The 17,977-nt window shown below is 69.5% G+C and carries 16 protein-coding genes; 15 read left to right on the top strand and 1 reads right to left on the bottom strand.

Features of this window, described 5'->3' with window-relative positions; genetic code table 11:
• Window positions 1-17: 17 nt before the first annotated feature.
• Window positions 18-2,216 carry an elongation factor G-like protein EF-G2 gene (locus tag ACFQ7F_RS23085; protein ID WP_383273306.1) on the bottom strand — a complete coding sequence of 733 codons (2,199 nt, stop codon included), beginning with the start codon at window positions 2,214-2,216 and terminating at the stop codon, window positions 18-20.
• Window positions 2,217-2,475: 259 nt separating this feature from the next.
• Between ACFQ7F_RS23085 and pgsA the strand changes: the two genes are divergently transcribed.
• From pgsA to ACFQ7F_RS23010, 15 genes are all read left to right on the top strand, one after another.
• The gene (pgsA, locus tag ACFQ7F_RS23080) at window positions 2,476-3,141 is read left to right on the top strand and encodes a phosphatidylinositol phosphate synthase (protein ID WP_383273304.1); all 666 of its coding nucleotides are present in this window, start codon (window positions 2,476-2,478) and stop codon (window positions 3,139-3,141) included.
• Window positions 3,138-4,076 carry a phosphatidylinositol mannoside acyltransferase gene (locus ACFQ7F_RS23075; RefSeq protein WP_383273302.1) on the top strand — a complete coding sequence of 313 codons (939 nt, stop codon included), beginning with the start codon at window positions 3,138-3,140 and terminating at the stop codon, window positions 4,074-4,076. The genes pgsA and ACFQ7F_RS23075 overlap by 4 nt, the downstream gene beginning before the upstream one ends.
• Window positions 4,073-5,233: a glycosyltransferase family 4 protein gene (locus ACFQ7F_RS23070; protein WP_383273300.1), complete on the top strand. Its 1,161-nt coding sequence runs from the start codon at window positions 4,073-4,075 to the stop codon at window positions 5,231-5,233. Before ACFQ7F_RS23075 ends, ACFQ7F_RS23070 begins: the two co-directional genes overlap by 4 nt.
• A gap of 78 nt (window positions 5,234-5,311) precedes the next feature.
• Window positions 5,312-5,857, top strand: coding sequence for a hypothetical protein (locus tag ACFQ7F_RS23065; RefSeq protein ID WP_383273298.1), 546 nt, complete (start codon window positions 5,312-5,314; stop codon window positions 5,855-5,857).
• 150 nt (window positions 5,858-6,007) lie between these two features.
• A complete protein-coding gene (gene pdxS / locus ACFQ7F_RS23060) occupies window positions 6,008-6,919 on the top strand; it encodes a pyridoxal 5'-phosphate synthase lyase subunit PdxS (protein WP_383273296.1) in 912 nt (303 codons plus the stop codon).
• A gap of 57 nt (window positions 6,920-6,976) precedes the next feature.
• The gene (gene pdxT / locus ACFQ7F_RS23055) at window positions 6,977-7,582 is read left to right on the top strand and encodes a pyridoxal 5'-phosphate synthase glutaminase subunit PdxT (RefSeq protein ID WP_383273325.1); all 606 of its coding nucleotides are present in this window, start codon (window positions 6,977-6,979) and stop codon (window positions 7,580-7,582) included.
• Window positions 7,583-7,630: 48 nt separating this feature from the next.
• Window positions 7,631-8,389 (top strand): YebC/PmpR family DNA-binding transcriptional regulator, encoded by a 759-nt coding sequence (locus tag ACFQ7F_RS23050; protein ID WP_383273294.1) that lies wholly within the window; start codon window positions 7,631-7,633, stop codon window positions 8,387-8,389.
• A gap of 132 nt (window positions 8,390-8,521) precedes the next feature.
• Window positions 8,522-9,115: a crossover junction endodeoxyribonuclease RuvC gene (gene ruvC, locus ACFQ7F_RS23045; protein WP_383273292.1), complete on the top strand. Its 594-nt coding sequence runs from the start codon at window positions 8,522-8,524 to the stop codon at window positions 9,113-9,115.
• Window positions 9,112-9,720, top strand: coding sequence for a Holliday junction branch migration protein RuvA (gene ruvA, locus ACFQ7F_RS23040; RefSeq protein ID WP_383273290.1), 609 nt, complete (start codon window positions 9,112-9,114; stop codon window positions 9,718-9,720). The genes ruvC and ruvA overlap by 4 nt, the downstream gene beginning before the upstream one ends.
• 47 nt (window positions 9,721-9,767) lie before the next feature.
• A complete protein-coding gene (gene ruvB, locus ACFQ7F_RS23035; RefSeq protein WP_383273288.1) occupies window positions 9,768-10,850 on the top strand; it encodes a Holliday junction branch migration DNA helicase RuvB in 1,083 nt (360 codons plus the stop codon).
• Window positions 10,851-11,014: 164 nt separating this feature from the next.
• On the top strand, window positions 11,015-11,485 hold the full coding sequence (yajC, locus tag ACFQ7F_RS23030; protein WP_383273286.1) for a preprotein translocase subunit YajC: 471 nt from the start codon (window positions 11,015-11,017) through the stop codon (window positions 11,483-11,485).
• A gap of 170 nt (window positions 11,486-11,655) precedes the next feature.
• Window positions 11,656-13,395, top strand: a complete 1,740-nt coding sequence (secD, locus tag ACFQ7F_RS23025) for a protein translocase subunit SecD (RefSeq protein WP_383273284.1) — start codon at window positions 11,656-11,658, stop codon at window positions 13,393-13,395.
• A 1-nt stretch (window position 13,396) separates the two neighbouring features.
• Window positions 13,397-14,530 (top strand): protein translocase subunit SecF, encoded by a 1,134-nt coding sequence (gene secF / locus ACFQ7F_RS23020; protein ID WP_383273282.1) that lies wholly within the window; start codon window positions 13,397-13,399, stop codon window positions 14,528-14,530.
• A complete protein-coding gene (locus tag ACFQ7F_RS23015; protein WP_383273280.1) occupies window positions 14,527-15,075 on the top strand; it encodes an adenine phosphoribosyltransferase in 549 nt (182 codons plus the stop codon). The genes secF and ACFQ7F_RS23015 overlap by 4 nt, the downstream gene beginning before the upstream one ends.
• Window positions 15,076-15,298: 223 nt before the next feature.
• Window positions 15,299-17,911 (top strand): RelA/SpoT family protein, encoded by a 2,613-nt coding sequence (locus ACFQ7F_RS23010; RefSeq protein ID WP_383273278.1) that lies wholly within the window; start codon window positions 15,299-15,301, stop codon window positions 17,909-17,911.
• Window positions 17,912-17,977: the final 66 nt, after the last annotated feature.

Genomic DNA, 17,977 nt, shown 5'->3' with positions numbered 1-17,977 from the left:
CTCCCGGAGATTCTCAACTAGGAGACGTCCTGGGCCTGTTCACGGATCCTCTCCGAGAGCTGTGGCGGCATGGGTTCGTGGCGTGCGTACGAGCGGCTGAAACGCGCGGTGCCCTGTGAGAGGGACCTCAGGTCCACGGCGTAGCGCCCGATCTCGATCTCGGGCACCTCGGCCCGTACGAGCGTGCGCCCGCCGGGCGCCTGCTCGGTCCCGACGACCCGGCCGCGGCGCCCCGAGAAGTCGCTCATCACCGCCCCCACATGGTCGTCGCCGACCAGGACCCGCACCTCGGCCACCGGCTCCAGGAGGTGGATCCTGGCGTCGGCCGCCGCCTCGCGCAGGGCGAGCGCGCCCGCCGTCTGGAACGCGGCGTCGGAGGAGTCCACCGAATGCGCCTTGCCGTCGAGCAGCGTGATGCGCACGTCGATCAGCGGGTATCCGGCGGCCACACCCCGCGCGGCCTGCGCGCGCACGCCCTTCTCGACGGACGGGATGAACTGCCGGGGCACGGCGCCGCCCACGACCTTGTCGACGAACTCGATGCCGCTGCCGCCCGGCAGCGGTTCGACCCCGATCTCGCAGATCGCGTACTGGCCGTGGCCGCCGGACTGCTTCACATGGCGGCCGCGTCCCCCCGACTTGCCCGCGAACGTCTCCCGAAGGGAGACCTTGTGGCTCACGACGTCGACCTGCACGCCGTACCTGCTGCGCAGCCGTTCCAGGGCGACATCCGCATGTGCCTCGCCCAGGCACCACAGCACCACCTGGTGGGTGTCCTGGTTCTGTTCCAGGCGCATCGTGGGGTCCTCGGCGACCAGGCGGGACAGCCCCTGGGAGAGCTTGTCCTCGTCCGCCTTGCTGTGCGCCTGGATGGCGAGCGGCAGGAGCGGGTCGGGCATGTCCCAGGGCTCCATCAGGAGCGGGTTGTCCTTGGCCGAAAGGGTGTCGCCCGTCTCGGCGCGGTTCAGTTTGGCGACGCAGGCCAGATCGCCCGCGATGCAGCTGGTGAGCGTGCGCTGCTGCTTGCCGAAGGGGGAGGAGAGCGCACCGATGCGCTCGTCGACGTCATGGTCCTCGTGACCGCGGTCGGCCAGGCCGTGTCCGGAGACGTGCACGGTCTCGTCGGGACGCAGGGTGCCGGAGAAGACGCGTACGAGTGAGACGCGCCCCACGTAGGGGTCGGACGCGGTCTTCACCACCTCGGCTACGAGCGGCCCTCCGGGATCGCAGGTCAGCGCGGGCCGCGCCGCGCCGCCCGGTGTGGTGACGGCGGGGGCCGGGTGCTCGAGAGGCGTGGGGAAGCCGCCCGTGATCAGTTCCAGGAGCTCCACCGTGCCGATGCCCTGCCGGGCGCCGTCGGCCGCGGGGGCGGCCGCGAGCACGGGGTGGAAGGTGCCGCGCGCCACGGCCCGTTCCAGATCCTCCACGAGGGTCTTGAAATCGATGTCCTCGCCGCTGAGATAGCGGTCCATGAGGGACTCGTCCTCGCTCTCGGCGATGATCCCCTCGATCAGTTTGTTGCGTGCGTCCTCGATGAGCGGGAGCTGGTCCTCGCCGGGTTCGGACTCTTTGCGTTCGCCGGACGCGTAGTCGAAGATCCGCTGCGAGAGCAGCCCGACAAGGCCGGTCACCGGCGCGTGCCCGTCAGGACCCTTGGCGCCGTGCAGCGGCAGGTACAGCGGCAGTACGGCGTCGGGGTCGTCGGCGCCGAAAGCCTCGGCGCAGGTCCGCGTCATCTCCCTGAAGTCGGCGCGGGCCGCTTCCAGGTGGGTCACCACGATGGCCCGCGGCATGCCGACCGCCGCGCACTCCTCCCACACCATGCGGGTCGCGCCGTCCACGCCGTCCGCCGCCGAAACGATGAAAAGGGCCGCGTCCGCTGCGCGCAGACCGGCCCGTAACTCGCCGACGAAATCGGCGTACCCAGGGGTGTCCAGGAGATTGATCTTGTAGCCGTCCCAGTCGACGGGGACCAGGGACAGCTGCACCGAGCGTTGCTGCCTGTGCTCTATGTCGTCGTAATCGGAGACGGCGGTCCCGTCCTCCACACGGCCCGCCCGGTTCACCGCCCCCGCGGTCAGCGCGAGGGCCTCCACCAGAGTCGTCTTGCCCGATCCGCTGTGGCCGACCAGCACCACATTCCGTACGGACGCGGGGTGGTCGGCCGCTGTAGCCCTGCCGGCGGCTCCGGGGTGTCCGTTCGCTTTGTCGCCCATGCCTTGGCCTCCCGGTTACGTGCACGGTGAGGAGGCACCGCCCCCTCGGGGATGCTGGCTGCTCGCGGACACGCGGGGGCCGTGTGCGGGTCGGCTCCGGCGACGCCCGCGGTGCTTTCGAGCTTTCCACTCGGGTCACTGTGCGTCCATACGTCGTACGCGATCGTGAGGGGGCGAGCCGGTCCGTCAAGGGCGTGACTACGATGGGCCAGCCGGTGGCCAACAGGGCCGCGCGGCTCACCGACCCCTCGGGAAGGCCATGCTGAACAAGTACGCGCGTGCATTCTTCACGCGTGTTCTCACACCGTTCGCCGCGTTTCTCATCCGTCGCGGCGTGAGCCCCGACGCGGTCACGTTCATCGGTACCGCCGGTGTGGTGGCGGGCGCGCTGGTCTTCTTCCCCCGCGGAGAGCTGTTCTGGGGCACGATCGTCATCACGCTCTTCGTGTTCTCCGACCTCGTCGACGGGAACATGGCGCGGCAGCTGGGACGCTCGAGCCGTTGGGGAGCCTTCCTCGACTCGACGCTCGACCGGGTCGCCGACAGTGCGATCTTCGGCGGCCTCGCGCTCTGGTACGCGGGCTCGGGCGACAGCAACGTCCTGTGCGCCGTCTCCATCTTCTGCCTGGCCAGCGGCCAGGTGGTCTCCTACACGAAGGCGCGCGGCGAGGCGATCGGCCTGCCCGTCGCGGTCAACGGCCTGGTGGAGCGCGCCGAGCGCCTGGTGATCGCGCTGGTCGCCGCGGGTCTCGCGGGGCTGCACAAGTTCGGGGTGCCCGGCATCGACGTACTGCTGCCGATCGCCCTGTGGATCGTCGCCGTCGGCAGCCTCGTCACCCTCGTCCAGCGTGTCGTGACCGTGCGCAAGGAGGCCGCAGAGGCGGACGCCCAGGCTCCGGCGCAGGGCAGTGAGGCCACGTCGTGAAGGACCGGCTGACCGACGCGCTCTACGGAGCCGCCTGGAGTTCGGTCAAGAAGCTCCCCGAACCGGTGGCGGTGCGCCTGGGCCGGACCATCGCCGACGCCGTGTGGAAGCGGCGCGGCAAGGGAGTCCTGCGTCTTGAGGCCAACTACGCGCGCGTGGTGCCCGACGCGAGCCCGCAGCGCCTCGCCGAGCTGTCCAAGGCGGGCATGCGCTCGTACCTGCGCTACTGGATGGAGTCGTTCCGGCTGCCGTCGTGGAGCCGGGAGCGCATCAGGGACGGCGTCGACGTCAAGGACGTCCACCACCTGACCGACGGCCTTGCCGCGGGCAAGGGCGTCATCATCGCGCTTCCGCACCTGGGCAACTGGGACCTGGCGGGCGCGTGGGTCACCACGAAGCTCGAAACGCCGTTCACGACGGTGGCGGAGCGGCTCAAGCCCGAGACGCTGTACGACCGTTTCGTCGCCTACCGCGAGAGCCTGGGCATGGAGGTCCTGCCGCACGAGGGCGGCTCCGCGTTCGGCACCCTGGCGCGGCGGCTGCGCGCGGGCGGCCTGATCTGCCTCGTGTCGGACCGGGACCTTTCGTCGTCCGGCGTCGAGGTGAAGTTCTTCGGGGACACCGCGCGTATGCCCGCGGGGCCCGCGCTCCTCGCGCAGCAGACGGGGGCGCTGTTGCTGCCCGTCACCCTCTGGTATGACGAGTCGCCCGTCATGAAGGGGCGTATTCACGGCCCCATCGATGTCCCCGAGACAGGTACCCGCACGGAGAAGACGTCTGTCATGACGCAGGCGCTGGCAGACGCCTTCGCCACGGGTATCGCCGACCATCCGGAGGACTGGCACATGCTGCAGCGCTTGTGGCTCGCTGATCTCGACCCCGCGAAGGGGACCGCCGACGGTTCCGGGCACCTCGCCGAGGGGACCACGCCGTGAGGATCGGCATCGTCTGCCCTTACTCCTGGGACGTGCCGGGCGGCGTCCAGTTCCACATCCGCGACCTCGCGGAGCACCTGATCCGCCTCGGGCACCAGGTGTCCGTACTGGCCCCCGCGGACGACGAGACACCCCTGCCGCCGTACGTCGTGTCGGCGGGCCGCGCCGTTCCCGTGCCGTACAACGGCTCGGTGGCCCGGCTCAACTTCGGGTTCCTCTCGGCCGCGCGGGTGCGGCGCTGGCTGCACGACGGCACGTTCGACGTCATCCACATCCACGAGCCGACCGCGCCATCGCTCGGCCTTCTCACGTGCTGGACGGCGCAGGGGCCGATTGTGGCCACTTTCCACACGTCCAACCCGCGCTCTCGGGCGATGATCGCCGCGTATCCGATCCTGCAGCCCGCCCTGGAGAAGATCAGCGCGCGCATCGCGGTCAGCGAGTACGCGCGCCGCACGCTCGTCGAGCACCTGGGCGGCGACGCGGTCGTCATCCCGAACGGCGTCGACGTCGACTTCTTCACCAAGGTCGAGCCCAAGGTGGAGTGGCAGGGCGGGACGATCGGCTTCATAGGGCGCATCGACGAACCGCGCAAGGGCCTTCCGGTGCTTATGAAGGCGCTGCCGAAGATCCTCGCCGAGCGTCCCGACACCCGGCTGCTCGTCGCGGGCCGGGGCGACGAACAGGAGGCCGTCTCCTCGCTGCCGGTCGAGATGCGCGAGCGCGTGGAGTTCCTCGGCATGGTCAGCGACGAGGACAAGGCGCGGCTGCTGCGCAGTGTCGACGTGTACGTCGCTCCCAACACCGGGGGCGAGAGCTTCGGGATCATCCTCGTCGAGGCGATGTCGGCGGGCGCACCCGTACTCGCCAGCGATCTGGACGCCTTCGCGCAGGTCCTCGACCAGGGCGGCGCGGGTGACCTGTTCACCAACGAGGACGCGGACTCGCTTGCCGCGGCGGCCCTGCGGCTCCTCGGCGACCCCGAGCGCCGCGAGGAGCTGCGGGAGCGCGGCAGCAAGCACGTGCGCCGCTTCGACTGGTCGACGGTGGGTGCCGACATCCTCTCGGTGTACGAGACGGTGACGGACGGAGCGGCGGCGGTGGCCGCCGACGAACGGTCGAGTTTCCGCTCACGGTTCGGACTCGCACGGGACTGAGTGCTCACGGGGCTCCCCGGCGCGGGCCGGGGAGCCCGGCGGTGAACCGGCATCGCCGATGCGACTAGCCTTCCCCCGGTGACCTCGACACTGATCTGGATCGCGGTAGCCCTCTTCGCGATCGGCCTCTATCTGAGCTGGACCGCGGGCCGGCTCGACCGGCTGCACGCGCGCATCGACGCGGCCCGCGCCGCCCTCGACGCACAGCTGCTGCGCCGCGCGTCGGTCGCCCAGGAGCTGGCCACCTCGGGGGTGCTCGACCCGGCGGCCTCCATCGTGCTCTACGAAGCGGCGCACGCGGCCCGGCAGGCGGAGGAGGAGCACCGTGAGGTCGCCGAGAGCGAGCTCAGCCAGGCGCTGCGCGCGATCTTCGGTGAGGCGCAGCAGGTCGAGGTGGTCCGCGAGGCCCCGGGCGGCGACGAGGCGGCGACCGAACTGGCGGCGGCCGTGCGCCGGGTGCCGATGGCCAGGCGCTTCCACAACGACGCCGTACGCGCGGCCCGCGCCCTGCGCAGGCACCGCAAGGTCCGCTGGTTCCGCCTCGCGGGCCACGCGCCGTTCCCCATGGCCTTCGAGATGGACGACGAACCGCCGGTCGCGCTGGCCGACCGCGCGACCGCGTAGAGCCACCGCTGAGAGCCACCGCATCCTCGCTGACCAGGAGCGTTGGGGAAAAATGAGCCACCGGTCACCCATTGGCCCTTGCTGTGGCCTGGTCGCCGGGAGTTTCCTCGTAGACGCAGGAACCCGTCTTCAGCGAGCGAGGTCAACTCCGTGTCCAGCACCCCCAGCAGCAACCAGTCGCCCGAGACCGGCACCGCGCGCGTCAAGCGCGGCATGGCCGAGCAGCTTAAGGGCGGCGTCATCATGGACGTGGTCAACGCCGAGCAGGCGAAGATCGCCGAGGACGCCGGCGCCGTCGCCGTCATGGCCCTGGAGCGGGTCCCGGCCGACATCCGCAAGGACGGCGGCGTGGCCCGGATGTCCGACCCGAACATGATCGAAGAGATCATCGAGGCCGTCTCCATCCCGGTCATGGCCAAGTCCCGCATCGGCCACTTCGTCGAGGCCCAGGTGCTCCAGTCGCTCGGCGTCGACTACATCGACGAGTCCGAGGTCCTGACCCCGGCCGACGAGGTCAACCACAGCGACAAGTTCGCCTTCACGACCCCGTTCGTGTGTGGCGCCACCAACCTGGGCGAGGCCCTGCGCCGCATCGCCGAGGGCGCGGCCATGATCCGCTCCAAGGGCGAGGCCGGCACCGGCAACGTCGTCGAGGCCGTGCGTCACCTGCGCCAGATCAAGAACGAGATCGCCAGGCTGCGCGGCTTCGACAACAACGAGCTGTACGCCGCCGCCAAGGACCTCCGCGCCCCGTACGAGCTGGTCAAGGAGATCTCCGAGCTCGGCAAGCTGCCGGTGGTCCTCTTCTCGGCCGGTGGCGTCGCCACCCCCGCCGACGCCGCCCTGATGCGCCAGCTCGGTGCCGAGGGTGTCTTCGTGGGCTCCGGCATCTTCAAGTCGGGCGACCCGGCCGCGCGTGCCGCCGCCATCGTGAAGGCCACCACCTTCTACGACGACCCCAAGATCATCGCGGACGCGTCCCGCAACCTCGGCGAGGCCATGGTCGGCATCAACTGCGACACCCTCCCCGAGGCCGAGCGCTACGCGAACCGTGGCTGGTAGGGCACTCCGTAGATGACTGACACCCCTGCAGTCGACACCCCTGTAGTCGACACCCCTGTGGGCGACACCCCTGTGGTCGGCGTCCTGGCTCTCCAGGGCGATGTACGGGAACACTTGATCGCCCTGGCCTCGGCGGACGCCGTTGCCAGGCCGGTCAGGCGCCCCGAAGAGCTGGCCGAGGTGGACGGCCTCGTCATCCCCGGCGGCGAATCCACCACCATCTCCAAACTGGCCGCCCTCTTCGGCCTGATGGAGCCCCTTCGCGCGCGCGTGCGCGACGGCATGCCGGTCTACGGCAGCTGCGCGGGCATGATCATGCTCGCCGACAAGATCCTCGATCCGCGCTCGGAGCAGGAGACCTTCGGCGGCATCGACATGATCGTGCGCCGCAACGCCTTCGGGCGGCAGAACGAGTCCTTCGAGGCGGCCGTCGACATCGCGGGCATCGACGGCGACCCCGTGGAGGGCGTCTTCATCCGTGCCCCCTGGGTCGAGTCGGTCGGCGCGCGCGTCGAGGTGCTCGCCGAGCACGAGGGGCACATCGTCGCCGTACGCCAGGGCAACGCCCTCGCGACGTCGTTCCACCCGGAGCTGACGGGCGACCACCGCGTGCACGAGCTGTTCGTCGGGATGGTGCGGGGGCACGCGGCGGCGGGATCCTAGTAGGATCTCTGCGTTCGTACAGTTGGGTAACGCGAAGGAGACAGGCAGATGTCCGGCCACTCTAAATGGGCTACGACGAAGCACAAGAAGGCCGTGATTGACGCCAAGCGCGGCAAGCTCTTCGCGAAGATGATCAAGAACATCGAGGTTGCGGCCCGCACGGGCGGCGCCGACGTGTCCGGGAACCCGACCCTCTTCGACGCCATCCAGAAGGCCAAGAAGAGCTCGGTCCCGAACAAGAACATCGACTCCGCGGTCAAGCGCGGCGCCGGTCTCGAAGCCGGTGGCGCCGAGTACGAGACGATCATGTACGAGGGCTACGGCCCGAACGGCGTCGCGGTGCTCATCGAGTGCCTCACGGACAACCGCAACCGCGCGGCATCGGACGTACGCGTCGCGATGACCCGCAACGGCGGCTCCATGGCCGACCCGGGCTCCGTCTCGTACCTCTTCAACCGCAAGGGCGTCGTCGTCGTCTCCAAGGGCGAGGGCGAGCTGTCCGAGGACGACGTTCTCGGCGCGGTCCTGGACGCGGGCGCCGAAGAGGTCAACGACCTCGGCGAGTCCTTCGAGGTGCTCAGCGAGGCCACCGACCTGGTCGCGGTCCGCACCGCCCTCCAGGAGGCCAGCATCGACTACGACTCGGCCGACGCCAACTTCGTCCCGACCATGCAGGTCGAGCTGGACGAGGACGGCGCGCGGAAGATCTTCAAGCTCATCGACGCGCTCGAGGACAGCGACGACGTGCAGAACGTCTTCGCCAACTTCGACGTGAGCGACGAGGTCATGGAGAAGGTCGACGCGTAGCGCTGCCGCGAGTTGAGCAGTTTCGGCGGGCCGGGTGGGACACACGTCCACCGGCCCGCCGCTGTTGTCGGTGGCAGCGGATAGCCTGGCGTGAAGTCAAAGATCGTCGCCGCGGCGAGGGGAGGGGCGCACATGCGCGTACTGGGGGTGGACCCCGGACTGACCCGGTGCGGTGTGGGGGTCGTCGACGGAGTCGCCGGACGCCCCCTGACCATGCGCGCGGTCGGCGTCGTCCGTACGCCCGCCGATGCCGAGCTCGGCCACCGACTGGTCGCCATCGAGCAGGGCATCGAGCAGTGGCTCGACGAACACGACCCCGAAGTCCTCGCCGTGGAGCGGGTGTTCAGCCAGCACAACGTACGTACGGTGATGGGCACCGCCCAGGCCAGCGCCGTGGCCATGCTCTGTGCGTCGCGCCGCGGCATCCCCGTCGCCCTGCACACGCCCAGCGAGGTCAAGGCCGCCGTCACCGGCAGCGGCCGTGCCGACAAGGCGCAGGTCGGGGCGATGGTCACCCGCCTCCTGCGGCTCGACGCACCGCCCAAGCCCGCCGACGCGGCGGACGCCCTCGCCCTCGCCATCTGTCACATCTGGCGCGCCCCCGCCCAGAACCGGCTCCAGCAGGCAGTCGCCCAGAACCGTCTCCAGCAGGCCGCGGCCCTGCACGCGTCGAAGACCGCCACAGGACAGACAGCTCAGACAGCCCAGAAAGGCCGTACCGCATGATCGCCTTCGTCAGCGGCCCCGTCGCCGCCCTCGCCCCCGATGCCGCGGTGGTCGAGGTCGGCGGTGTCGGCATGGCCATCCAGTGCACGCCGAACACGCTCTCCACCCTGCGCATCGGCCAGCCGGCCAAGCTGGCCACCTCCCTCGTCGTCCGGGAGGACTCCCTCACCCTGTACGGCTTCGCGGACGACGACGAGCGCCAGACCTTCGAGCTCCTGCAGACCGCGAGCGGCGTCGGACCGCGCCTCGCGCAGGCCATGCTCGCCGTGCACAGCCCTGACGCGCTGCGCCGCGCGGTCGCCACCGGCGACGAGAAGGCGCTCACCGCGGTCCCTGGCATCGGCAAGAAGGGCGCCCAGAAGCTGCTCCTGGAGTACAAGGACCGCCTCGGCGAGCCCCTCGGCAGGGGCGGCCCCGCGATCGGCACCCCCGTCACCTCCGGCTGGAGCGACCAGCTGCACGCGGCGCTCATCGGCCTCGGGTACGCCACGCGCGAGGCGGACGAAGCCGTCGCCGCCGTCACCCCGCAGGCCGAGGCGTCCGAGAAGCCGCAGGTGGGCCAGCTCCTCAAGGCCGCCCTTCAGACGCTGAACCGCACCCGCTAGCCATACGCAGCACCCTGCCCACCAGAACCACATCGCGAGGCGAGCTCATGAACTGGGACGAGACGACCGACGACGCGACCGCCGCACCCGACGCGGCCGAGCGGCTCGTCGGTGCGTCCGCCGACGGCGAGGACCAGGCGGTCGAGGCCGCCCTTCGCCCCAAGGACCTGGACGAGTTCATCGGCCAGGAGAAGGTCCGCGAACAGCTCGACCTCGTCCTGCGCGCGGCCCGCGCGCGGGGTGCCACCGCCGACCACGTCCTGCTCTCCGGCGCTCCAGGACTCGGCAAGACCACCCTCTCGATGATCATCGCGGCCGAGATGGGCGCCCCGATCCGCATCACCAGCGGTCCCGCCATCCAGCACGCGGGCGACCTCGCCGCGATCCTCTCCTCCCTCCAGGAGGGCGAGGTCCTCTTCCTCGACGAGATCCACCGGATGTCCCGGCCCGCCGAAGAGATGCTCTACATGGCGATGGAGGACTTCCGCGTCGACGTCATCGTCGGCAAGGGCCCCGGCGCCACCGCCATCCCGCTGGAACTGCCGCCCTTCACCCTGGTCGGCGCCACCACGCGCGCGGGCCTGCTGCCGCCACCGCTGCGCGACCGCTTCGGTTTCACCGCGCACATGGAGTTCTACGAACCGGCCGAGCTCGAGCGCGTGATCCACCGCTCCGCGCAACTGCTCGACGTGGCGATCGACGCGGACGGCGCCGCCGAGATCGCGGGACGCTCGCGCGGCACGCCCCGTATCGCCAACCGTCTGCTGCGCCGCGTGCGGGACTACGCACAGGTCAAGGCCGACGGAGAGATCGACAGGGACATCGCGTGCGCCGCCCTCAAGGTCTATGAAGTGGACGACCGGGGCCTCGACCGCCTCGACCGCGCCGTCCTGGAGGCACTGCTCAAGCTCTTCGGCGGCGGACCCGTCGGCCTTTCGACGCTCGCGGTCGCCGTGGGGGAGGAGCGCGAGACGGTCGAAGAGGTGGCCGAGCCCTTCCTGGTGCGGGAGGGACTGCTCGCGCGCACCCCGCGCGGCCGGGTCGGGACGCCCGCGGCATGGGCGCATCTCGGGCTTGTTCCCCCGCGACAGGCGGGCGGAATCGGACAAGGGGACCTGTTCGGGGCGTGACGGCGCGCGTAGTCGCACGGTCAGGAACTGCGGTGCCATGCTGAGCGTTGTTCGTTAGGTGCGGACTCGCTTAGACTCCGCCGATGCCGCCTTTGCGGGCGGCGCGCCCACCCCCGTCCATCAGGCCGCTTACCTGCGCGGTCATGCGAAGGAAACTCCGTCCCGTGAATATCGTGACCCTCCTCCCGTTCATCGTGCTCATCGGGGCCATGTTCCTGATGACCCGCTCCGCCAAGAAGAAGCAGCAGGCGGCCGCGGCGATGCGTAACGAGATGCAGCCCGGCACCGGCATCCGCACGATCGGGGGCATGTACGCCACCGTCAAGGAGGTTCACGACGACGCCGTCCTCCTCGAGGTGGCTCCGGGCGTGCACGCGTTCTACGCGAAGAACTCCATCGGCGCCGTTCTCGAGGACGAGGAGTACAACCGCATCGTCCACGGCACGAGTGCCGACCTGAAGTCGGACAACCCTGTCGTCCCGGACGACGCTTCCTCCCTCACCGAGACCGACGAGCCCGCCGCCGACGCTTCCGACGACTCGCCCATCGACCTCGGCAAGAAGGACGCGGACAGCGCCCCCGAGGCCGACGACGCCGAGCCGAAGAAGACCGACGGCGAGTCCGACGCGAAGTAGCCACCACCGGGGTCCGTGGGGCGCGCCGCTCGCGCTGCCACGGTCCCCTCAGTGCGTGGGTTTCGTGACGGGTCTCGACACCATTTCATGGCCGCCCAACCCGGGAACTCCCCGCTCAGCGCTGGGGCAGTGCACCGGACGCCAGGCGGTTGGACAGGGAGAACGAGAAGGTGGCAGCACCTAAGAAGGGCCGAAGGCAGAGCGCCCCGGGCAAGCCGGGCCGCTCTTTGGTCTTCATCCTGATCGCCCTCGTGGCGCTCACCGGAGGGATGTTCCTCTCAGGGAACTCGACGCCTCGCCTCGGCATCGACCTCGCCGGCGGCACGAGCATCACGCTCCAGGCGAAGAACGAGCCGGGCCAGAAGAACGCGATCAACCCGACCAACATGAACACCGCGGTCAGCATCATCAACAACCGCGTCAATGGTCTGGGTGTGTCCGAGGCCGAGGTGCAGACCCAGGGCGAAGACAACATCATCGTCAACATCCCCAAGGGCACGAACGAGAAGCAGGCGCGCGAGCAGGTCGGTACGACCGCTCAGCTCTACTTCCGTCCCGTCCTGACGGTGGCCGCCGGTGAGCCCACCCCCGAGCCGTCCGCGAGCTCGTCCGGCAAGGACAAGGAAAAGGACAAGAGCAAGGACACGCCCAAGGCGACCGGCTCGCCCAGCCCCCAGGGCCGTGCCGTCACCGACGGTCTGAAGGCCGACGCGACGCCGACCCCCAAGGCCTCGGACAAGGGCAGCGACAAGGACAAGGGGGCGCCGACTCCCACCCCGTCCGCAGACCCGGCCACCGCGGCGCTGCAGAAGAAGTTCACCGAGCTCGACTGCACCGACAAGGCGCAGCGCGGCAAGGTCGGCGACGGCGTCAAGGCGAGCGAGCAGACCATCGCCTGTGGCAAGAACAACGCGGGCCAGTGGGAGAAGTACGTCCTCGGTCCGGCCGAGCTGAACGGCAAGGACGTCGACGACGCCAAGGCGACGATCAACCAGCAGAGTGGTGCCTGGGTCGTCAACATGGAGTTCACGGGCGGCGGCTCGAAGAAGTTCGCGAAGACGACCAGCAAGCTCTCGCAGCAGCAGCAGCCGATGAACCAGTTCGCCATCGTCCTGGACGGCGAGGTGGCCTCGGCCCCCAGCGTCAACACGACGCTGAACTCGAACGCCGAGATCTCCGGCAGCTTCACCCAGGAGTCGGCCCAGGACCTCGCCAACATCCTGTCGTACGGCGCGCTGCCGCTCACCTTCCACGAGCAGAGCGTCACCACCGTCAGCCCGGCGCTCGGTGGCGAGCAGCTGCACGCCGGTCTGATCGCCGGTGCCATCGGCCTCGCGCTCGTCATCATCTACCTGGTGGTCTACTACCGCGGGCTCTCGCTGATCGCCATCGCGAGCCTCCTGGTCTCGGCCGCCCTGACGTACACCCTGATGACGCTGCTCGGCCCGGCCATCTCCTTCACCCTGAACCTGCCCGCGGTGTGTGGTGCGATCGTTGCGATCGGTATCACCGCGGACTCGTTCATCGTGTTCTTCGAACGCGTCAGGGACGAGATCAGAGAGGGGCGCACCCTGCGGCCCGCCGTCGAGCGCGCCTGGCCGCGCGCCCGGCGCACCATCCTCGTCTCCGACTTCGTGTCGTTCCTCGCCGCCGCGGTGCTCTTCGTCGTCACGGTCGGCAAGGTCCAGGGCTTCGCGTTCACGCTCGGCCTGACCACGCTGCTCGACGTTGTGGTGGTGTTCTTCTTCACCAAGCCGCTGATGACCCTCATGGCGCGCAAGCCGTTCTTCTCGAACGGCCACAAGTGGTCCGGCCTCGACCCCAAGCGGCTCGGTGCCAAGCCCCCGCTGCGCCGTCCCCGCCGCGCCACTGGTTCGTCCGCTGGCCCTGTCGACCCGAAGGAGGCGTGAGATGTCGAAGCTCGGCAATCTCGGCGCCAGGCTCTACCGCGGTGAGGTCGGCTACGACTTCGTCGGCAAGCGCAAGATCTGGTACGGCATCTCGATCCTGATCACCATCACGGCCATCGTCGGCCTTGCGGTGCGCGGCCTGAACATGGGCATCGAGTTCGAGGGCGGTGCCGTCTTCACCACCCCGAAGACCAGCGTCTCGGTAGCGCAGGCGGAGAAGTACGGCGAAGACGCCTCCGGTCATGACGCGGTCGTCCAGGAGCTCGGCTCCGGCGGTCTGCGCATCCAGGTCGCAGGTGTCGACACCGCAAAGTCCGACCAGATCAAGGCCGATCTGGCGAAGAACATGGACCTCAAGCCCGAGTCCATCAACGCCGACCTCGTGGGCCCCAGTTGGGGTGAGCAGATCAGCAAGAAGGCCTGGACGGGCCTGATCATCTTCATGGTCCTCGTGGTGATCTATCTGGCGATCGCCTTCGAGTGGCGCATGGCGGCCGCCGCGCTGATCGCCCTGATCCACGACCTCACGATCACCGTCGGTGTGTACGCACTGGTGGGCTTCGAGGTCACCCAGGGCACGATCATCGGCCTGCTCACGATCCTCGGTTATTCGCTGTACGACACCGTGGTGGTCTTCGACAGCTTGAAGGAGCAGTCGAAGGACCTCACCAAGCAGACGCGGTGGACCTACAGCGAGGTCGCCAACCGAAGCATCAACAGCACCCTGGTGCGCTCGATCAACACCACGGTCGTCGCGCTCCTGCCGGTCGCCGGACTGCTCTTCATCGGCGGCGGCTTCCTCGGCGCGGGCATGCTCAACGACATCTCGCTGTCGCTGTTCGTCGGCCTCGCCGCCGGTGCGTACTCCTCGATCTTCATCGCCACGCCGCTCGTCGCCGATCTCAAGGAGACCGAGCCGCAGATGAAGGCGCTCAAGAAGCGCGTCCTCGCCAAGCGTGCCGCTGCCGCGGCCAAGGGCGAGTCCGTGGAGAGCGCCGGGCGGGCCGAGGATGACGACGACGAGCCGCAGGACGATGAGCCCGCGGGGGCGACCCCCGCAGGTGTCGTCGGCCCGCGCATCCAGCCGGCCTCGCGGGGCCGGGGCCGCGGCCGTCCTTCGGGGAAGCGCCGATGACCGAGCTCGCCGGAACGACGGAGTTGCTGCTCAGCCGCATCCGAGACGTTCCCGATTACCCCGAGCCCGGGGTGATGTTCAAGGACATCACGCCGCTCCTCGCGGACCCGGAGGCGTTCGCCGCACTGACCGAGGCCCTCGCGGACCTCGCTGTGCGGTACGGCGCCACGAAGATCGTCGGCCTGGAGGCCCGCGGCTTCATCCTGGGCGCCCCGGTCGCGCTGCGCGCCGGGCTCGGGTTCATTCCCGTACGGAAGGCGGGCAAGCTCCCCGGAGCGACGCTCAGCCAGTCGTACGACCTGGAGTACGGCAGCGCCGAGATCGAGGTGCACGCCGAGGATCTCGCCGCCGACGACCGCGTCATGGTCATCGACGACGTCCTGGCGACCGGCGGCACCGCCGAGGCGTCCGTGCGGCTCATCCGCCGTGCGGGCGCTCAGGTGGCCGGTGTGGCGGTCCTGATGGAGCTCGGCTTCCTCGATGGCCGCGCCAAGCTGGAGACGACGCTGGAGGGCGCCCCGCTGGAGGCCCTTCTCATTGTCTGAGCAGCGACCACGCACACCCTGAGGCGGGCCCGGAGGAATCCGGTGCCCGCCTTGGGTGTTTCTTCTGTAGAGACGTCGGGTTCGCCGTGTGGAAACCTCAGGTGTTTCTTCCGTAGTGAGACGTCTCACGGGCTGAGGGCGAGCCAAAGGTCCAGGATCGATACCATGGGCTCTTCGGGGCCTGACCCAAGGACCCGGATCGCGCACGCACAGGGAGCGCCTCTTGCCAGACGAGTCCAAGGCACTCACCGCCGCCAAGGCCGCAGAGCAGGCCCAGCGCGCTGCGGCGTCCACTCCTGCGTCCGCGAAGGGCGCCACGCCCGCCAAGGGTGCGACGCCCGCGACGCCCGCCAAGGGCGCGACACCGGCGAAGCAGGAGAGCACGCCTCCCGGCGCCAAGCCCGCACCGAGCACGCCCGGCGACGCCGCCAAGCGTGACAAGCCGGCCGTCGAGCCGTCGCGGCCCAAGCCCCCCACCGATGCCCGCGCCGGCAGCACGACCCCCACGCCACGGCCCACCGCGGCCAAGAACGAGCGCTCCGGCTCCTCCAACCGCGTACGCGCCCGCCTCGCCCGCCTGGGCGTCCAGCGCTCGAACCCGTACAACCCGGTCCTGGAGCCGCTGCTGCGGATAGTGCGCAGCAACGACCCCAAGATCGAGACGGCGACGCTGCGCCAGATCGAGAAGGCCTACCAGGTCGCCGAGCGCTGGCACCGCGGCCAGAAGCGCAAGAGCGGCGACCCGTACATCACGCATCCCCTCGCCGTGACGACGATCCTCGCCGAGCTCGGCATGGATCCGGCCACCCTGATGGCGGGTCTCCTGCACGACACGGTCGAGGACACCGAGTACGGCCTCGACACCCTCAAGCGCGACTTCGGCGACCAGGTCGCCCTGCTCGTCGACGGCGTCACCAAGCTGGACAAGGTCAAGTTCGGCGAGGCCGCGCAGGCCGAGACCGTCCGCAAGATGGTCGTCGCCATGGCCAAGGACCCCCGCGTCCTGGTCATCAAGCTCGCCGACCGCCTGCACAACATGCGCACGATGCGCTATCTCAAGCGGGAGAAGCAGGAGAAGAAGGCCCGCGAGACCCTTGAGATCTACGCGCCGCTGGCCCACCGCCTGGGCATGAACACCATCAAGTGGGAGCTGGAGGACCTCGCCTTCGCGATCCTCTACCCCAAGATGTACGACGAGATCGTGCGTCTGGTCGCCGAGCGCGCCCCCAAGCGCGACGAGTACCTCGCCATAGTGACCGACGAGGTCCAGGCCGACCTGCGCGCCGCCCGCATCAAGGCCACCGTCACCGGGCGCCCGAAGCACTACTACAGCGTCTACCAGAAGATGATCGTCCGAGGCCGCGACTTCGCCGAGATCTACGACCTGGTGGGCATCCGCGTCCTCGTCGACACGGTCCGCGACTGCTATGCCGCCCTCGGCACGGTCCACGCGCGATGGAATCCGGTCCCCGGCCGGTTCAAGGACTACATCGCGATGCCGAAGTTCAACATGTACCAGTCGCTGCACACCACGGTGATCGGCCCCAGCGGCAAGCCCGTCGAGCTCCAGATCCGTACGTTCGACATGCACCGCCGCGCCGAGTACGGCATCGCCGCGCACTGGAAGTACAAGCAGGAGCCGTCCGCAGGCGCCTCCAAGGTGCGCACCGACGTGCCGAGGAAGGCCGGTGGCAAGGACGACCACCTCAATGACATGGCGTGGCTGCGCCAGCTCCTGGACTGGCAGAAGGAGACCGAGGACCCCAGCGAGTTCCTCGAATCGCTCCGTTTCGACCTGTCGCGCAACGAAGTCTTCGTCTTCACGCCGAAGGGCGACGTCATAGCGCTCCCGGCGGGCGCGACCCCGGTCGACTTCTCGTACGCGGTCCATACCGAGGTCGGTCACCGCACCATAGGGGCACGGGTCAACGGACGGCTCGTGCCGCTCGAATCGACCCTGGACAACGGCGACCTGGTGGAGGTCTTCACCTCCAAGGCGGCCGGTGCGGGCCCCTCCCGCGACTGGCTCGGCTTCGTCAAGTCACCACGGGCGCGCAACAAGATCCGTGCGTGGTTCTCCAAGGAGCGCCGCGACGAGGCCATCGAGCAGGGCAAGGACGCCATCGCGCGTGCCATGCGCAAGCAGAACCTGCCGATCCAGCGCATCCTGACGGGCGACTCGCTGGTCACGCTCGCCCACGAGATGCGCTACCCCGACATCTCGTCCCTCTACGCGGCGATCGGCGAAAGCCACGTCACCGCGCAGTCCGTCGTGCAGAAGCTCGTCCAGGCGCTCGGCGGCGAGGAGGCCGCCAACGAGGACATCGCCGAGAGCGCACCGCCCTCGCGCGGCCACAGCAAGCGCCGCGCCAACGCCGACCCCGGTGTCGTCGTCAAGGGCGTCGAAGACGTGTGGATCAAGCTGGCCCGCTGCTGTACGCCCGTCCCCGGGGACCCGATCATCGGCTTCGTCACGCGCGGCAGCGGCGTATCGGTGCACCGCAGCGACTGTGTGAACGTCGACTCGCTCTCCCGCGAGCCCGAGCGCATCCTCGAGGTCGAGTGGGCGCCCACCCAGTCCTCGGTCTTCCTGGTCGCCATCCAGGTAGAGGCACTTGACCGCTCGCGCCTGCTCTCGGACGTCACGCGCATCCTCTCGGACCAGCACGTGAACATCCTGTCCGCGGCCGTCCAGACGTCCCGCGACCGGGTCGCCACCTCGCGCTTCACGTTCGAGATGGGCGACCCCAAGCACCTGGGCCATGTGCTCAAGGCGGTCAGGGGAGTCGAGGGTGTGTACGACGTGTACAGGGTGACGTCGGCACGGCGGCCTTAAGCGGCCAGTAGAGCAGGGGGCGAGATGCCCCGAACATGCTGAGGGGCTTGCGTACGGTGCGTACGC

The organism is Streptomyces sp. NPDC056486 (assembly GCF_042795295.1).
In the GTDB taxonomy this organism is placed as follows: domain Bacteria; phylum Actinomycetota; class Actinomycetes; order Streptomycetales; family Streptomycetaceae; genus Streptomyces.
The sequence above is the reverse complement of the archived record's forward strand: the minus strand, read 5'-3'. Positions and strand labels throughout refer to the sequence as shown.